The sequence below is a fragment of the Pseudomonas sp. EL_65y_Pfl2_R95 genome (assembly GCF_963971045.1).
Classification (GTDB): domain Bacteria; phylum Pseudomonadota; class Gammaproteobacteria; order Pseudomonadales; family Pseudomonadaceae; genus Aquipseudomonas.
This window is the reverse complement of the sequence record NZ_CAXAOV010000001.1, coordinates 420216-437333: the sequence shown is the minus strand read 5'-3', so window position 1 is coordinate 437333 and position 17118 is coordinate 420216. Positions and strand designations below refer to the sequence as shown.

The 17118-nt window shown below is 55.1% G+C and carries 13 protein-coding genes; 12 read left to right on the top strand and 1 reads right to left on the bottom strand.

Translation table 11 applies throughout. The annotated features are described in order from the left end of the window. Positions 1 to 140 precede the first annotated feature (140 nt). The 5 genes from AACY09_RS02030 (at position 141) to AACY09_RS02010 (ending at position 6543) form a co-directional block, all read left to right on the top strand. On the top strand, positions 141 to 2174 hold the full coding sequence (locus AACY09_RS02030; RefSeq protein WP_339485759.1) for an NADPH-dependent 2,4-dienoyl-CoA reductase: 2034 nt from the start codon (positions 141 to 143) through the stop codon (positions 2172 to 2174). Positions 2175 to 2201: 27 nt separating this feature from the next. After that, a complete protein-coding gene (locus tag AACY09_RS02025; protein WP_339485758.1) occupies positions 2202 to 2615 on the top strand; it encodes a nuclear transport factor 2 family protein in 414 nt (137 codons plus the stop codon). Positions 2616 to 2962: 347 nt separating this feature from the next. Beyond that, positions 2963 to 4333, top strand: a complete 1371-nt coding sequence (locus tag AACY09_RS02020) for a chromosome partitioning protein ParA (RefSeq protein WP_339485757.1) — start codon at positions 2963 to 2965, stop codon at positions 4331 to 4333. A 6-nt stretch (positions 4334 to 4339) separates the two neighbouring features. Then, positions 4340 to 5263, top strand: coding sequence for a 1-aminocyclopropane-1-carboxylate deaminase/D-cysteine desulfhydrase (locus AACY09_RS02015; RefSeq protein WP_445323758.1), 924 nt, complete (start codon positions 4340 to 4342; stop codon positions 5261 to 5263). Positions 5264 to 5343: 80 nt separating this feature from the next. After that, a complete protein-coding gene (locus AACY09_RS02010) occupies positions 5344 to 6543 on the top strand; it encodes a lytic murein transglycosylase (RefSeq protein WP_339485755.1) in 1200 nt (399 codons plus the stop codon). A 131-nt stretch (positions 6544 to 6674) separates the two neighbouring features. Here the strand turns inward: AACY09_RS02010 and AACY09_RS02005 are convergent, their stop codons facing one another. Continuing rightward, positions 6675 to 7634 (bottom strand): DUF1853 family protein, encoded by a 960-nt coding sequence (locus AACY09_RS02005; RefSeq protein ID WP_339485754.1) that lies wholly within the window; start codon positions 7632 to 7634, stop codon positions 6675 to 6677. A gap of 208 nt (positions 7635 to 7842) precedes the next feature. On the opposite strand from AACY09_RS02005, the gene AACY09_RS02000 reads away from it, so the two are divergent. The 7 genes from AACY09_RS02000 to AACY09_RS01970 all read left to right on the top strand — a co-directional run bounded on the left by AACY09_RS02000 (position 7843) and on the right by AACY09_RS01970 (position 17026). Continuing rightward, complete coding sequence (locus AACY09_RS02000; protein ID WP_339485753.1) at positions 7843 to 8733, top strand: NAD(+) kinase; 891 nt, start codon at positions 7843 to 7845, stop codon at positions 8731 to 8733. After that, the gene (locus AACY09_RS01995; protein ID WP_339485752.1) at positions 8734 to 9708 is read left to right on the top strand and encodes a metallophosphoesterase; all 975 of its coding nucleotides are present in this window, start codon (positions 8734 to 8736) and stop codon (positions 9706 to 9708) included. It begins immediately after the preceding gene. Beyond that, positions 9705 to 10571 (top strand): rhomboid family intramembrane serine protease, encoded by an 867-nt coding sequence (locus AACY09_RS01990; RefSeq protein WP_339485751.1) that lies wholly within the window; start codon positions 9705 to 9707, stop codon positions 10569 to 10571. The genes AACY09_RS01995 and AACY09_RS01990 overlap by 4 nt, the downstream gene beginning before the upstream one ends. 88 nt (positions 10572 to 10659) lie before the next feature. After that, entirely contained in the window at positions 10660 to 10923 is a 264-nt protein-coding gene (locus tag AACY09_RS01985) for a YeaC family protein (RefSeq protein ID WP_339485750.1), read from the top strand. A gap of 20 nt (positions 10924 to 10943) precedes the next feature. After that, positions 10944 to 11774: a DUF2797 domain-containing protein gene (locus AACY09_RS01980; RefSeq protein WP_339485749.1), complete on the top strand. Its 831-nt coding sequence runs from the start codon at positions 10944 to 10946 to the stop codon at positions 11772 to 11774. A 96-nt stretch (positions 11775 to 11870) separates the two neighbouring features. Continuing rightward, entirely contained in the window at positions 11871 to 14531 is a 2661-nt protein-coding gene (gene pepN / locus AACY09_RS01975; RefSeq protein ID WP_339485748.1) for an aminopeptidase N, read from the top strand. 533 nt (positions 14532 to 15064) lie between these two features. Continuing rightward, positions 15065 to 17026 (top strand): DUF1302 domain-containing protein, encoded by a 1962-nt coding sequence (locus tag AACY09_RS01970; protein WP_339485747.1) that lies wholly within the window; start codon positions 15065 to 15067, stop codon positions 17024 to 17026. The last annotated feature ends 92 nt before the right edge of the window (positions 17027 to 17118 follow it).

Genomic DNA, 17118 nt, shown 5'->3' with positions numbered 1-17118 from the left:
TCGTGGTCTGCATACCGATTGCGATTCAAATGCAGACGGCTAACGGCGCGCATCTACAGGTTGTTGTGCGCTGTTGGGCCGTCCACAACCTTGTAAATCGCGACATACCGTGAATGTTAATGCTTGATGTGGAGACCTCCATGACCGCTCAGTACCCGAATCTGCTAGCCCCGTTGGACCTTGGCTTTACCACCCTGAAGAATCGTACGCTGATGGGCTCGATGCACACCGGTTTGGAAGAAAAACCGGGTGGCTTTGAGCGTATGGCCGCTTATTTCGCAGAGCGTGCCCGGGGCGGCGTTGGCTTGATGGTAACGGGCGGCATTGGCCCAAATGCTGAGGGCGGGGTTTACTCTGGCGCCGCTAAGCTGACCACCGTCGAAGAGGCTGAGCAGCACAAGATCGTGACTCGGGCCGTGCATGAGGCGGACGGTAAGATCTGTATGCAGATTCTCCACGCCGGTCGTTATGCATACAGTCCTAAATCTGTTGCTCCGAGTGCCATTCAGGCGCCGATCAACCCGTTCAAGCCGACCGAGTTGGATGAAGAGGGCATCGAAAAGCAGATTCAGGACTTCGTAACCTGCTCAAGCCTGGCGCAACAGGCCGAGTATGACGGTGTTGAGATCATGGGTTCGGAAGGTTATTTCATTAACCAGTTTCTCGCCGCGCACACCAATCAGCGTACCGACCGTTGGGGTGGCAGCTACGAGAACCGCATGCGCTTAGCGGTAGAAATCGTCAGTCGCGTACGTCAGGCCGTGGGCCCTAACTTCATTATTATTTACCGCCTCTCGATGCTCGATCTGGTTGAGGGCGGCAGCACATGGGATGAAATTGTGCAGTTGGCCAAGGCCATCGAAAAGGCCGGCGCGACCCTGATCAACACCGGGATCGGCTGGCACGAAGCGCGGATTCCAACCATTGCAACCAAGGTTCCGCGTGCGGCGTTCACCAAAGTCACGGCCAAGCTGCGCGGTTCGGTGTCGATTCCATTGATCACCACCAACCGAATCAACACCCCTGAAATAGCTGAGCAAGTGTTGGCTGAGGGTGATGCCGACATGGTGTCGATGGCGCGTCCATTCCTGGCCGACCCGGATTTTGTAAATAAGGCAGCGCAAGGTCGCGCGGACGAGATCAATACCTGCATTGGCTGTAATCAGGCCTGTCTGGACCACACCTTTGGTGGCAAGTTGACCACCTGCTTGGTGAATCCTCGTGCTTGCCATGAAACCGAATTGAATTACATCGCCACCACTGCGGTTAAGAAGATCGCTGTGGTCGGCGCCGGTCCTGCGGGTCTGGCGGCGGCAACCGTTGCTGCCGAGCGGGGTCATCAGGTCACCTTGTTTGATAGCGCTGCAGAGATTGGCGGCCAATTCAACGTTGCCAAGCGGGTTCCGGGTAAAGAGGAGTTCTTCGAAACCCTGCGTTACTTCAAGCGCAAGCTGGAAACCACCGGGGTTAATCTGCAGCTCAACACCCGGGTCAATGTCGATGAGTTGGTGGCGGGTGGTTTCGATGAAGTGATTCTGGCAACCGGCATTGCGCCGCGCACGCCGGAGATTCCGGGGATTGATAACCCTAAAGTGATCAATTATCTCGACGCTATCTTGCAGCGCAAAGCCGTGGGCGAGAACGTCGCGGTGATTGGCGCAGGCGGTATTGGCTTTGACGTTTCGGAGTTCATCACCCACGCCGGTACGGCCACCAGCCTGGACCGTGATGCATTCTGGAAAGAGTGGGGCATTGATGGTCAGCTGGAAGCGCGTGGCGGTGTAGCCGGTATTGAGGCGCAGCCCCACGCCCCTGCGCGTCAGGTGTTTCTGTTGCAGCGCAAAAAGACCAAGGTCGGCGACGGTTTGGGCAAGACCACCGGTTGGATTCACCGTGCAGGCTTGAAAAACAAGCAGGTGCAGATGCTTAACAATGTGCAGTACCTGAAGGTTGACGATGCAGGTCTGCATATCAGCATTGCCGACGCTGAGGCGCAGGTGTTGCCAGTCGATACCATCATCGTTTGTGCCGGTCAGGATCCACTGCGTGAGCTGCAAGACGGCTTGCTGGCGGCGGGTCAGAGTGTGCATTTGATTGGCGGGGCGGATGTCGCCGTTGAGTTGGATGCCAAGCGGGCCATTAATCAGGGGTCGCGATTGGCGGCTGAGATTTAATCCATCAATCCACAGTGAGGTGCAGTGATGACGCTGTTAGCTGTTAAGCCAGATATTGTCCCGGCCATGGAGCAATGGCATGCAATGATTGCCAGTAAAGACCTCAGTGGTTTGCCTGGACTGCTGCACCCTGATGCTGTCTTTCGCTCGCCCATGGCCTTCAAGCCCTATGCGGGGGCGGGAATGGTTGCGTTGATCCTCAACACGGTAATCCAGGTGTTCGAGGATTTTACCTATCACCGCGAACTGGTCTCGCCAGACGGGCTCAATGTGGTGCTGGAGTTCAGTGCCAAAGTGGCAGATCGCGAGCTGAAGGGAATCGACATGGTGCGCTTTAACGAGCAGGGCCAGATTGTTGAGTTTGAGGTCATGATTCGACCCATGAGTGGCCTGCAAGCGCTGGGCGATGAAATGGGCAAGCGCCTGCGCGGCGCGGTCTAGTCGGCAGCACTGTTTAAGTCAGGTCGCGGCTTGGTTGCAGCAAGTCGCGGCGTTGCGACTGACATAAAATGTCTCATGCTGACAGTTTGTACCAATCCCATCACACTTTTGCTGTGCAGTTGGGTCGTCTTGCCACTGGGGCAAGGCGACTGCCAACCCAGTCACAATGCTGCACTTCGCTTTTCCCCTAGACTTGCTCAAACGGTCGTCATGCGCCTGACTGCTGGTGCGCGTCTATTAATGACCTGTAATTTCAGGCGTTATCGTCGCGCCAGAGCGCCTGACTGCTATGCGTTACAGGTGCCTGGGCGTAATGGACACCGTCAATCCAGTTTTGAGGGAATCGGATGAGCATGCAGAACAAGCCGCAGATGGTTGATGCCGTAATGTTCTTCAGTGAGCACGGTGGCGTCTGCAAGCAAATGTTCTTCACTGAGTTTGAAGCCCTGCTTGATGGCATGGTCAATATGCCTGAGTTCGCGGATCAGCAAGTACGCGCGGCCTACGTGATGATCAATCCACGATTGATGATCCGCTCAGTGGTGTTTTTCTACCTCGACTTCGATGAAAAGGGCGCGCCAGATAACGGCTGGAATATTCCGCTGCAGCATTTGGCAGAGAAGTCGGGACGCGGCCCTGACATGGGGGCAGGTCCAATTCGCCTGGCCTGTCGCAGCCAGTGCCCGGTTTCATGGCACCAAATGCATCTATGGGATCCTAACTTGGCGCCGGGTCAGAATGACTTGGTCATATTGCGCGACACTGTAAAAGCCAATCATCTGGGGTTGCTGATTGAAGATGAAAGTGGGCAGTCGGTGGCGCCTGAACGTTTGCACATGGTTTCAGATGATAAGTGGTACTCGGCTGATCCCGCGGCTGAAGATGCGGAAAAAGTCGCCGAAAAACTCAACCAAGAGCAACGCCTGAAAGCCGCGCAGTTGATCAAGCAGCAGCGCTTGCGCATTGGCAGCTTGAGTCTTCAACACGAAGAAGAATTGGCCAAGCTAAAACTGGCCAGCGCACAACAGAGCCAGCTTCTCGAGGCGAAGATCGAGCTTGTTCAGAAGTCTCTGGTTCAGCAGCAGGCACTGAATGCGGACCTGAAGAAACAGTTGGCAGAGCAGGCCGCCAGTTTTCAGTCGTCGCGAGAAAAGATGACTGAGCAGCTGCGCACCTTGCAAACTAATGGGCGCAGCGAGATTGACCTTATACGCAGTCAGTTTGACGATGAAATGCAGGCGAAAATTGCCTCGGCCGTGGTTGAGTACAAAGAACAGATTGCCATTCGTGATGTTGAGTTGGCATATCGTCAAGAACTCGACGGCAAGCTGCAACAAGAGGTTGAGCGCCTGAGCAGTGAGCGCGAGCAATTGGCCGGGCAAAGTGGTGACCAGATTCTTGAGCGTTTATCTAACCTGGGTATGGTTTTTGTGGTCTATCATCCTGGGGCAGGGCATTTGACCATCGCCCTGCAAGATATTGCCCGCTATCAGGAAAACCCCCTTGCCTATGCCGCATCCAAATGCTTTGTCTCTGAGGAGCAGTACGCTCAGTGGTTGGCCCACTACCAGCAACCCATCTGTGAAGCGTTATTGGCCAATGGCCAGCGCTGTGCGATCCGTATTGATCGCGTCGATGCACCGAGCCGTTTCAAACTTAATGATTCCAATTGCTGTGCTCGGCACAAGGATGCTGCCCGCTTACGCACCGTGGGTTGATTGGCGGTGAACTTCACCGACTGGACGCCAACCGCGCCTTTGCAATTGTTAAACCTGTATTGGTTAACCAATTCGGGGGTTGAGGTGGCGATCCTGCGCCTCGACCTGATTGATCAGCAGGTCAGCGGCAATAAGTGGTTTAAGTTAGCCCCACACATCAAGGCCGCAGTCGAGCAAGGTGCGCAAGGTCTTATCAGTTTGGGCGGTGCTCATTCTAATCATCTGCATGCCCTGGCCGCTGCGGGCCATCGCTTCGGCTTTCAAACCGTTGGTTTGATGCGTGGCAACCCGCAGGTGACCCCGACCACCCGTGAGCTTGAGCGGTTTGGCATGCATTTGCACTGGCTGGGATACGGTGGCTACCGGGCCCGCAACCTGCCGGGTTTCTGGTCATCATGGCGGCTGCAGTACCCAGAGCTGCAGCCAGTGCCTGAAGGGGGCGGTGGCTTGTTGGGCGCTCGGGGTTGCCAGTCGTTGGTGGAGATGGTTCGCGGTCAACTTAAGCAGCTCGACTGGCCGGACTACCACGCTTGGTGGTTGGCGGTGGGCACTGGCACAACCCTGGCCGGTTTGGTTTTAGGTGAGGCCGGTGATCACCCGGTCTACGGTGCCTTAGCCGTTCCACCACGGCATGGCGCAGAGCAGCAAATCACCAGCCTGCTGAGTGAAGCGCAGCAGGGCGATGAGGGCTATCGACTGCTGGATGCAGCGCGGGGTGGTTTTGCCAAAATGGATACGCCGCTACTGGATTTTATGCAGGCCTGTGAAACCGAGGCAGACATGCAGTTTGAACCGCTATACACGGCCAAGGCGTTGCTGGCCTTGCGCGATCAAATCCAGCAGGGCGCATTTCCACCTGGGACCCGGCTCATATTCGTCCATACAGGTGGTCTGCAAGGTCGTGCTTCGGCTCTGGCTAAAAGCGGTTGATGGAACTGCTGCGACTATCGCGTCTCTGATCGTTACACTGTCTGCAATTGTGGGGCGGTTCAAGTATCAGGGATTATGCGATGAATAAAATTATCACCGGTATCGGCGCCGTGTTGCTCAGTGCAGGCGTCTTGGCAACTCAGGCGCAGGCGGCATCATTTCAGCAGTGCCTTGGCGGCTTGCGTGAGAAAGCTGCAGCCAAGGGTGTCTCTGGCGCCACCTTCGAACGCTACACTCAGGCCTTGGAGCCTGATATGAGCGTGCTTGAGTTGCTCGATTCTCAGCCAGAATTCAGCACGCCGATCTGGGACTATCTGGCGGCGTTGGTCGATCAGCAACGTGTTGACGACGGCCGCAAAATGCTCAAGGAGCACGCCGACACCCTGGCCAAAGTATCGCGTACCTATGGTGTTGATCCGGCCACTGTGGTGGCGGTCTGGGGTGTCGAGAGTGATTACGGCAAAACCTTTGGCAAACGCCCGTTGCTGACTTCCCTAGGCACCTTGTCGTGTTACGGCCGGCGCCAAGGTTTTTTCCAGGGTGAATTTTTTGCCACCCTGAAATTGCTGCAATCCGGCGATATCCAGGCGCAGGAGCTGAATGGCTCGTGGGCGGGGGCCTTTGGTCATACCCAGTTTATGCCGTCGACCTATCAGCGGATTGCTGTGGATGGCGATGGTGACGGTCGTCGTGATCTGGTGGCGAGTATCCCCGATGCACTGGCTTCAACCGCAAACTACCTCAAGCGCTCCGGCTGGCGCACCGGTCAACCTTGGGGCTATGAGGTCAAGCTGCCCGCTGGATTCAAGACCTCGGACACCGGGCGCAAAAGCAAGCGTCCACTGAAAGACTGGGTTGCACGGGGCGTGGTTAAGGTCGATGGTTCGGCAATCACCCCAAGCGACACGCCCGCCGGTATTTTGTTGCCCGCTGGCGCGAAAGGCCCGGCGTTTATCGTGATGCGCAATTTCGATGCGATCTACTCATACAACGCGGCGGAGAGCTATGCGCTGGCCATTGCGCATTTGTCTGATCGCCTGCGTGGCGGTGGCGAAATCGTCGCGCCTTGGCCGACAGATGACCCGGGACTTAGCCGCATCGAGCGCAAACAACTGCAAGAGCTGTTGCTTGCTCGCGGTTATGACATTGGCGAGGCGGATGGTTTGATCGGCACCAATACCCGCAAAGCCATTGTTGAAGAACAGAAGCGTCTGGGCTTGCAGCCTTATGATGGCCGTGCAGGCAAGAAAATCCTCAAGGCAATGCGCGCCGGTGGTTGACGTTCCGGAGGGTGGTCGATGCTCTTTTCGGCCACCATTTTTACGGCCATAAACCTCTGTGAAGCTTCCACTGCTCGGTGGCCAAGCTGCGCGTTGACATACCCTACGAATTTGCGGGGTAAAGGAGCCGCTTATCGATAAGGCCTGAGGGTTTCTGGCCAGGAGTCACTGACCAGAAACACCCGCTGCTGTTCGAGCCAATATCCATCGGGACCTTGTTCTAGGCGGACCAATAATTGCGCATTGGTGTTGGCTTCTAGCGTGGCAAACCAGATGTGCAGTTGCTCATTGGGCCAGTGATTGGCTTGGCTGATTCGCGCAGGTGCGAGCCAGTCATGGCGTGGCAATATCTGCCAACTGGCTCCCGGGTAATCGGCCAATAGTTTAGGCCAGTCGTGCTGATGCACCCAGTTGCCGCGCAAGTGCTCAGGGTGCGCGCCCGCAGGCGGCAAGCACCCCATTGGCCATGGGTAAAATAAATAGCCGGCAACCCACATTGAGGCCTGTATCGCCTGACTGTCTATCCCTGCCTGTGCAAGGGTGCTCAGAGCCTGTTCAGTCTTCGACAGCGGCAGTTGATGGTCGGTGATATGGCTGAGTTTTAAATCCAGCCGGTCACGGCTACCCGGGCCGAGCCAATGTTGGTTGGCGGTTCCACTTGAGGATTGTTCGCCCAGGTAAAGCTTGATAGCCAGTTCAAGGTGATGCAGGCCTTCATCATCGTGCAGAATTAAATCCAGCTCACCCAGGGTATGGCCTTCACGGCGGATCGGCAGGTTGGCGGCAAGAATCTCTACGTCGGGGGCTGCATTCAGTGCGAATTGCCATAGCCGCTCGTAATAAAGGCCCAGCCGGCGCACCGAGCGTTTGGCCAGCCACTGGGTCAGGCTGGAGCAGTCGCTGTCCAGTTGCAAAAGCCAATCGGCCAGCAATTGCGGTTCACGGCTCCATCGACTTGCAGCCAAGGGGGGCCGTTGGCGCGTGGGCGTCTCGCTCAGAAGCGGTGGGGCAATGAGTACCCATGCCAAATCGCGCACAGCTGGTTGAAGCAAGCGGGCGGGGAGGTCATTGATTGCGCGAAACGGATTCATGCCACGAGCATAGCGCTATTTACCGGCTAGCAGGCAAGGGCCGTAACCTGTTAACCGCTTGTAATTGGCGCAAATGCACCCATATACAGAATTTGGTCCTGGGGTTTGACTGTCACTCGGTTAACGCTGTTTGGCGGCTCAAGTTTGCTGCGCTTGCAGGCTTTCGACCATAATCAAACTCTCTGACGATTCAGCCTGCGGGAGCACCATGGAGCAATTTCGGAATATCGGCATCATTGGTCGCCTCGGCAGTACTCAGGTGCTCGACACTATTCGGCGGCTGAAAAAATTTCTGCTCGACCGCCATGCCCACGTAATTCTCGAAGACGCCATTGCTGAAGTCTTGCCCGGTCACGGCCTGCAGACCTCTTCGCGGAAAAATCTTGGGGAAATCTGCGACTTGGTCATTGTTGTCGGCGGTGATGGCAGCTTGCTGGGCGCTGCGCGGGCCTTGGCCCGTCACAAGATTCCGGTGCTTGGGGTCAACCGTGGCAGCTTGGGCTTTCTAACGGATATCCGCCCGGATGAGCTTGAAGTCAAAGTCGCTGAAGTGCTGGACGGTAACTACTTGACTGAAAATCGGTTTTTGCTCGAAACCGAAGTAAGGCGCAATGCCGAGGCCATAGGTCAGGGTGATGCGCTCAATGATGTGGTGCTGCATCCGGGTAAGTCGACGCGGATGATTGAGTTCGAGCTGTTTATCGACGGCCAGTTTGTCTGCAGTCAGAAAGCGGATGGCTTGATTGTCTCGACGCCGACCGGTTCCACCGCATATGCACTCTCTGCTGGGGGGCCGATTATGCATCCCAAGCTGGATGCCATCGTTATTGTGCCGATGTACCCCCACACCTTGTCCAGCCGGCCAATAGTGGTTGATGGCAACAGTGAGCTGAAAATTGTCGTGTCCAAAGACCTGCAAATTTATCCGCAGGTGTCGTGTGACGGACAAAATCACTTCACCTGTGCGCCTGGCGATACGGTGACTATTCGCAAAAAGCCGCAAAAGCTGTGTCTGATTCACCCGCTCGATCACAATTATTACGAGGTCTGCCGTACCAAGTTAGGCTGGGGCAGCCGTCTTGGTGGTGGAGGCGAGTAAATGCGCCTGGACCCTGAGCGAAGTTACGACCTGATCGGTGATATCCACGGCTGTGCCCGCACGCTTGCACGGTTGTTGGAAAAGTTGGGTTATCACCAGAAGCGTGGCGTCTGGCAGCACCCTACGCGCATGGCGATTTTTCTCGGCGATATTGTTGACCGTGGCCCGCGAATACGCGAAGCGGTGAATCTTGTGCGCGCCATGGTCGATGCCGATGCTGCCGTGTGCATCATGGGTAATCATGAGTTTAATGCGCTCGCCTGGACTACGCCGGCGAAGCCGGGCAGTGGTCGCCAGTTTGTCCGCGAACACAATGCCCGGCACGGGCGGATGATCCAGGAAACCCTGGAACAGTACGCTGCGTACCCAGACGAGTGGCGTGAAACACTTGAATGGTTCTACCAGCTACCGCTATTTATTGACGCGGGGCGCTTTCGTGCAGTTCACGCCTGTTGGGATGACGACTTAATTATCCCTTTGCGCGCACAGTTCCCGGATGGGCGGATCACCCCGGCGTTTGTCAAGGCGGCTGCAGAGCACGGCAGTTTTGCCAATACCGCGTTCAATCGCTTGCTGCGCGGTACAGATATGCGCTTGCCCCACGGTATTACGCTGACCAGTGATGACGGGTTCACGCGCTCGTTTTTCCGTACCAAATTCTGGGAAGAAAACCCGCAAACCTACGGTGATATTGTTTTTCAGCCGGATGCCTTGCCTGAATTGGCGGCGCAAACCCCGTTGTCTGAAATGCAAAAAAACGAGCTGCTCAGGTATGGCGCTGATCAGCCGCTATTGTTTGTCGGTCATTACTGGCGTAGCGGTAAACCTGCACCTATTCGGGCTAATTTGGCTTGCCTGGACTACAGCGCTGTGATGTATGGCCGCTTGGTCGCTTATCGCCTTGATCAGGAGCATCGCTTGGATTCGAATAAATTTGTCTGGGTTGAAGTTGAAAACCCCGAGGCGCCGAAATGAGTCCTGTAGCGGTTTTACGCTTGCCAACCCACACCAATCTCAGTGGCTTTATTGCGTTGTTGCAGCGCTTGAAGGTGCCGCACCGGGTTAGCGAAGAAGCCGGTCAACAAGTCCTTTGGGTGCCCGGTGAGTCCTTGGCCGAGCAGGTGCGCGAGCTTTATAGCCGCTATCCCCATGGGAATGACGAGGTCGTGCTGGAAACTGCAGCTGTGCAAACCCAGACACGGCCGGGGTTTCTTCAGCAGATTAAAAACAACCCATTCACCAGCGCTGTTTTGCTGCTGACCTTTATTGTCGCGGCAATCACCTTGCTCGGAGACAATTTCTCGGCGATTCGCTGGCTCAGCTTTGTCGATTTCAAGATACAGGGCGACTACATCTACTTCAGTTCTGCCGAGCAAACCCTGCAGGGAGGCCAATGGTGGCGGTTAATCACGCCCATGCTGATTCACTTTGGTTTTTTGCATCTGGCGATGAACAGCCTGTGGTATTGGGAGCTTGGCAGGCGCATCGAGTCCTATCAGGGCGCGATTGCCTTGCTCGGCTTAACACTGGTCTTCAGTCTGGCCTCTAACGTCGCCCAATACAGTTTCGCCGGGCCGTCACTGTTTGGCGGCTTGTCCGGCGTGCTTTACGGTTTGCTTGGCCATTGCTGGATCTATCAGCGGCTGGCGCCTAACCCGGCCTACCGTTTGCCGCCTGGCGTACTGGTTATGATGCTGGTCTGGTTGTTGGTGTGCATGACTGGTGTATTTGAATTGCTGCAATTTGGCTCAATCGCCAATGCCGCGCATGTGGGCGGTTTGGTTGCAGGTTGCCTGACTGGGTTGTGTGGTGGTTTGTGGCAGCGCGCCCGCCGCTAAGGAGCGTCTGAAAATTACCGCGCGCGCACCTTTTTCAGAGGCGCTCTGACAGCCTGTTAATATAGTGAATTATTTTTGGAGGCGGGTTATGTCGTCTTTTTTGCAAACGATTGAAAATATCACCCCCGAAATCTACCAAAGCCTGAAATTGGCCGTAGAGATCGGTAAGTGGCCAGATGGCCGCAAGCTGACTCAAGAGCAAAAAGAGTTGAGCTTGCAGGCGTTGATTGCCTGGGAAATTAAAAATCTACCGGAAGACCAGCGCATCGGTTACATGGGGCCACAAGAGTGCGCCTCCAAGTCTGAGCCGGTGCCGAACTTGCTGTTTAAGTCTTCCGATACAGTGCACTGATTTGAGAATGGCGGTTGTTGATGAATGAGTTGGGGCGCGGTGCGCTGAGCAAAATGTCGGCGCGGTTGGAAAGCCCGGTGGAGTATTCGTTTCGTCTGGATGATCAGCAGGTCGCGGTTAATCCGCTGATCGGCAAGACCCTGCGCCTGGAGTTTCTCGGGGCGATCCATTGCAGTCATTGCGGGCGTAAAACCAAAACCAGTTTCAGCCAAGGCTATTGTTATCCGTGCATGCAGAAGCTCGCCCAGTGCGATATCTGCATCATGAGCCCGGAGCGTTGCCACTATGATGCCGGTACTTGCCGTGACCCGAGCTGGGGCGAGCAGTTCTGCATGACCGATCATGTGGTGTATCTGGCCAATTCGTCAGGGGTTAAGGTGGGGATTACTCGCGCCACTCAAGTGCCAACCCGCTGGATTGATCAGGGGGCAACTCAGGCTTTACCGATCATGCGGGTTGCCACGCGTCAGCAGTCAGGTTTTGTCGAAGACCTATTGCGCAGCCAGGTTGCTGATAAAACCAACTGGCGCGCGCTGCTCAAGGGCGATGCGGTGCCGGTTGATCTCGATGCGATTCGCGCTGAAATCTTTGCTGCCTGCGCGCAAGGCATGCAGCAATTGCAACAACGCTTTGGTATTCAGGCCATTCAGCCATTGGGTGATGCGCAGGTGCAGCAAATTGCTTATCCGATTGAGGCATATCCGCCCAAAATTACCAGTTTCAATCTGGATAAAAATCCAGTTGCAGAAGGTACTCTGACCGGCATCAAGGGCCAGTATCTGCTGTTTGATACCGGTGTAATCAATATCCGCAAGTACACGGCTTATCAGTTGGCGATAAGCAGTAGCTGAGTCTGAAGTCGATTCAAACCGTGCCGGGCTGGCTGAATTCTCGCCGGTCTGGGCACACTTAATTCTTTGCAAGCGGCTCAATCAAGAGAGGCGACCATGCGCACCGAACAACCGAAGATGATCTACCTGAAAGACTACAAGGCGCCGGATTATTTAATCGATGAAACGCACCTGACCTTCGAGCTGTTTGAAGACCACAGCCTGGTCCATGCGCAATTGATCATGCGCCGAAATCCGGCGTTAAGCGCTGACCTGCCAGCCCTGGAACTGGATGGCCAAGACCTGGAGCTGGTCTCGGTTGCACTCAATGATCGCCCGCTATCAGCCGCCGATTATCAATTGACCGATGTGTCGCTGACCCTGCAGCCAGACAGCGCCAGTTTTGTCATCGACACCACGGTGAAAATTCACCCTGAAAGCAATACCGCATTGGAAGGCCTGTACAAATCCAGTGGCATGTTCTGCACCCAATGCGAGGCGGAGGGTTTCCGCAAGATCACATATTACCTCGACCGCCCTGATGTGATGAGTAAATTCACCACCACCCTGAGCGCACAGCAGCATGATTATCCCGTGCTGCTTTCCAACGGCAATCCAATTGCCAGCGGCAGCGAGGAAGACGGTCGTCACTGGGCAACCTGGGAAGATCCATTTATGAAGCCGGCGTATCTGTTTGCGTTGGTTGCCGGTGACCTGTGGTGCATCGAAGACACCTTCACCACCATGAGCCAGCGTGAAGTGGCGCTGCGCATCTATGTCGAACCCGAGAATGTCGACAAATGCCAGCACGCCATGGATAGCCTGAAGAAATCCATGCGCTGGGACGAAGAGACCTATGGTCGTGAGTATGACCTGGACATCTTTATGATTGTCGCGGTTAACGACTTCAATATGGGTGCCATGGAAAACAAGGGCCTGAACATCTTCAACTCCAGTGCCGTGCTAGCGCGCGCAGAAACCGCAACCGATGCTGCGCACCAACGGGTTGAAGCGATTGTTGCACACGAATATTTCCACAACTGGTCGGGCAACCGGGTGACGTGCCGCGATTGGTTCCAGTTGTCGTTGAAAGAAGGCTTCACCGTATTCCGCGATTCACAGTTCAGTGCCGATATGAACTCGGCCACGGTCAAGCGTATTGAAGATGTGGCCTATCTACGCACTCATCAGTTTGCCGAAGATGCGGGGCCGCTGGCGCATTCGGTGCGACCGGACAGCTTTATTGAAATTTCCAACTTCTACACCTTGACGGTTTACGAAAAGGGTTCGGAAGTGGTGCGCATGATTCGCACCCTGCTCGGCGCCGAAAATTTCCGCAAAGGCAGTGACCTCTACTTTGAACGTCACGATGGTCAAGCCGTAACCTGTGATGACTTTATCAAGGCCATGGAAGATGCCAGTGGTGTTGATCTCACTCAGTTCAAACGCTGGTACAGCCAGGCAGGCACGCCACGTTTGGCGGTTAGCGAGTCGTATGATGCCGCCAATCAGCGCTATAGCCTGACCTTTAGGCAAAGTTGCCCGGCAACCCCAGGGCAGACTGAAAAGCTGCCATTCGTGATTCCAGTTGAACTGGGCCTGCTCGGTGCTGAAGGCCAGCCATTGGCATTGCAGCTTGAAGGCGAGCAGGGCGCAGGGGACTCAAACAGCCGGGTCTTCTCGATTGATCAAGCCGAGCAGACGCTGAGCTTAATCAATGTTGCTGAGCAGCCATTGCCTTCGCTGCTGCGCGGGTTTTCCGCGCCGGTCAAGCTGAGCTTTCCTTATAGCCGTGATCAACTGATGTTTTTGATGCAGCACGACAGTGATGGTTTCAATCGCTGGGAGGCCGGTCAACAATTGTCGGTACAGGTGCTCCAAGAGCTGATCGGCCAACATCAGCGCGGTGAAGCGCTAGTGATGGATCAGCGCCTAGTCAGCGCCCTGCGCACCGTGCTCGAAGATAACCAGTTGGATCAAGCTATGGTTGCAGAAATGCTTTCGCTGCCGGGCGAGGCCTACCTGACCGAGATTAGTGAAGTCGCCGATGTCGAGGCGATTCATGAGGCCCGTGAATTCGCCCGCAAGCAGCTTGCCGAAGCGCTGCACGATGCCCTTTGGACACGCTATCAAGCCAATCGCGAGATTTCACGCGGTAGTGAATACAGTGCCGAAGCCGAGCACTTTGCCCGCCGCAGCCTGCAGAATATTGCGTTGTCTTATCTGATGCTCAATGCCACAGCAGAAGTTGTCGCGGCCTGTATGGATCAGTTTGAAAACAGCGACAACATGACGGAGCAATTGACCGCGCTGGCTGTGCTGGTCAACTCTCCATTCAACGATGAACGTAGCAAGGTATTGGCAAGCTTTGCTGAGCACTTCAAAGACAATGCCTTGGTCATGGATCAGTGGTTCAGCGTGCAGGCGGCCAGTGGTTTGCCGGGCGGTCTGGAGCGGGTGAAAGCGCTGATGGAGCATCCGGCGTTCACCTTGAAAAACCCGAACAAGATTCGCGCCTTGATCGGTGCATTTGCCGGGCAGAATCTGATCAACTTTCACCAGGCAGATGGCAGCGGTTATCGCTTCCTGGCTGATCAGGTCATCACCCTCAATGCGCTTAATCCGCAAATAGCCTCGCGTTTGTTGGCACCCCTGACGCGCTGGCGCAAATATGCCCCTGCACGTCAGGCGCAAATGAAGGCTGAGCTTGAGCGTATTGTCGCCTCGGGCCAACTCTCGAGTGACGTGTATGAGGTGGTCAGCAAGAGCCTTGCATAACGTCTGTAAAACGCCGATCTAGAGCAATTCTAATTGGCTGTCCAAGGGCATGACACCCGCTCGCTTAGAAGTGTTACCGGCGCAAGCTGGTAACACTTTTTTGTTACTCTAAGGAATGAAAACTCAATCCCTTAGACTTAAAGGCTCAAACAGCCCTGAGCCTGAGCTTTATAACTCCCTCCTGATTTTTTAAAGAAATACGTCTATTCCGGGGCTTCAATGACTCTGCGAGCCAAATTGTAGGACAGAACTAAAGTTTGGCGACTGCAATTTGACGGTTCATTAAATGGCTATAGAGTCACAAATCGAAACGCGAGCAAAAGTGCTTTTAAATAATACGACTGTTTGAATTGGCATCATGGTTGCACTGGCAATAAATATTTAGCTTCGCAATGGAACTTTTTCAGCGTTGCGGGCATGAAAAGTTGGGGCGTTGGGTTTTTCCGGTTTAGTAAAAGGCCGTCAACCGTACGGCTATTCCGCGCTCGGCACCGGGCGCAATAAAAACAATGATCTGCCAGGAGTTATTTTCGATGGATATCAAGTCTCGCCATCCACGGGTGTGCTTTGCGCCAGTAAAGGCTGGTTTTGCCTTTGCTGGGATTTTACCGCTGCTCGTGGCTGCTCAAGCGCAGGCCGTTGAATTCAGCTTTGCCGATAACGAAATCAATGGTTCCATCGACACCACTGTGTCCTATGGTCAGTTGTGGCGTGTTCAGGGGCAGGATAAAAACAACGACGATATCAACGGCAACGATGGTAACCGTAACTTCGACACCGGCCTGGTTTCGGAAGTGTACAAGGCGACTTCGGACCTCGGCGCTACCTACAAAAACTATGGTTTGTTCGTCCGTGGCACAGCGTTCTATGACACGCAGATCATGGATAAGCGCAATGATTTCTATGATGCCAGTGGTCCTGCGCAGCCTAGCCAGAACTTTCCGCGTGACGACAGCTTTACCTATGAAACCCGGCACAAAGCCGGTCGTGATGCACAAATTCTCGATGCTTATGTGTATGGCGATTGGGATGTAGCCGATATGCCGGTAACCGCGCGTCTGGGTAAGCAGGTGTTCAACTGGGGTGAAGGCTTGTTTTATCGCGGTGGTATCAACACCACCAACCCGGTCGATGCGGCCAAGTTCCGCTTGCCAGGTGCCGAGCTGAAAGAAGTGCTGGTGCCGGTCGAGGCGCTTAACTTCAGCGTTGGCCTGACGGACAACCTGTCGCTGGAGTCGTTCTACCAGTTCAACTGGAAAGAAACCGCGATCGATCCCGCGGGCACTTTTTACTCCGAGACAGACCTGTTCGCCGATGGCGGCAATACCGCTTACAGCACTCAGTCAGCCCTGGCACCGGTGCGCGGTCTCTATCAGCAGCTAAGCGCGGGCAATTTCGCCGGCCTGCAGGGTAACGACTATTTCGACGAGAATGGCGTAATTAAAGTGGCCAACATTGGCTCTGACATCAATGCCAAGAACGACGGGCAGTTTGGTGCCGCGCTGCGTTACATCGCAGAAGACCTGAACAGCACTGAATTTGGTTTCTACTTCGTTAACTATCACTCCAAAGAGCCGCTGATCAATGCTGACCTGAACAGCACCTACGCGGGTCTGGATATCGACCAACTGGCTGGCCTCGGTGGTTTCGCCAGCTACGACGACCTGCAAGCGGCTGCTGCCACGGGTAATGCCGGGGCCGGGCAAATTCTTGGTTTGGTCAATGGCGCCGCGGCGGTCGATGTGGCCAATCAGGTGAATGCACGTCGTGAGTTTGTTGAAGACATCCGCATGTACGGCTTGAGCTTTAACACCACGGTTGGCCTGGCTTCGGTGTTCGGTGAACTGTCTTACCGACCAAACCTGCCAATCGGCATTTCCACCACTAACGACCTGCTCGGTGATTTGCTGCTGCAAGCAGCGCCATTGGCCGGTGGCGACAAGATTAATATCGCCGGCCAGCAAGTCGGCCTCGAGGATGAGATCCACAACTACGAGCGGGTTGAAGCCTTCAACACCTCGTTGGGGACCATCTACAACTTTGGTCCTTCACTGGGTTTTGACTCACTCTTTGGTGTGGCCGAACTGGCCTCCGAGCACTTGCGCGGCAGTGACCTGCAATACACGGCGCGTGACGGCTCAACCCGCTATTACTCGGGTCGCGGTAACAGCGCTTATATCGATGACAATGACCGTAATGATCAGGTCAACAAGAACGCCTACGGTTATACCCTGGTTCTTTCCGGTACCTGGAACGATGTCTACGCCGGGGTCAACCTGTCGCCATATGCAGTCTACCGGGATGATTTCGAAGGTAACTCATACCAGACCGGCAACTTCATTGAAGGTCGCAAGGCCTACACCCTGGGCGTCAAAGCCAACTACTTGAACAGTCTCGAAGCGGAGCTGGCGTACACCGAGTTCTATGGTGCAGGCGGTAACAACTCTTCACGTGACCGCGACAACATTGGCCTCAACGTCAAGTACTCGTTCTGATACTTGAGCCTGTTACCGCCAGTGCACAGTGAGCGCACGGTAACAGGCCGCTACATAACCGAACTGAGCGCCAAAGAGCGTTCAGTCAAGAC

Bases quoted from the DNA above. Each gene is read 5' to 3' on its own strand.
- AACY09_RS02030 (WP_339485759.1), top strand. From the start codon at position 141: ATGACCGCTCAGTACCCGAATCTGCTAGCCCCGTTGGACCTTGGCTTT.
- AACY09_RS02025 (WP_339485758.1), top strand. From the start codon at position 2,202: ATGACGCTGTTAGCTGTTAAGCCAGATATTGTCCCGGCCATGGAGCAA.
- AACY09_RS02020 (WP_339485757.1), top strand. From the start codon at position 2,963: ATGAGCATGCAGAACAAGCCGCAGATGGTTGATGCCGTAATGTTCTTC.
- AACY09_RS02010 (WP_339485755.1), top strand. From the start codon at position 5,344: ATGAATAAAATTATCACCGGTATCGGCGCCGTGTTGCTCAGTGCAGGC.
- AACY09_RS02005 (WP_339485754.1), bottom strand. From the start codon at position 7,634: ATGAATCCGTTTCGCGCAATCAATGACCTCCCCGCCCGCTTGCTTCAA.
- AACY09_RS02000 (WP_339485753.1), top strand. From the start codon at position 7,843: ATGGAGCAATTTCGGAATATCGGCATCATTGGTCGCCTCGGCAGTACT.
- AACY09_RS01995 (WP_339485752.1), top strand. From the start codon at position 8,734: ATGCGCCTGGACCCTGAGCGAAGTTACGACCTGATCGGTGATATCCAC.
- AACY09_RS01990 (WP_339485751.1), top strand. From the start codon at position 9,705: ATGAGTCCTGTAGCGGTTTTACGCTTGCCAACCCACACCAATCTCAGT.
- AACY09_RS01985 (WP_339485750.1), top strand. From the start codon at position 10,660: ATGTCGTCTTTTTTGCAAACGATTGAAAATATCACCCCCGAAATCTAC.
- AACY09_RS01980 (WP_339485749.1), top strand. From the start codon at position 10,944: ATGAATGAGTTGGGGCGCGGTGCGCTGAGCAAAATGTCGGCGCGGTTG.
- pepN (WP_339485748.1), top strand. From the start codon at position 11,871: ATGCGCACCGAACAACCGAAGATGATCTACCTGAAAGACTACAAGGCG.
- AACY09_RS01970 (WP_339485747.1), top strand. From the start codon at position 15,065: ATGGATATCAAGTCTCGCCATCCACGGGTGTGCTTTGCGCCAGTAAAG.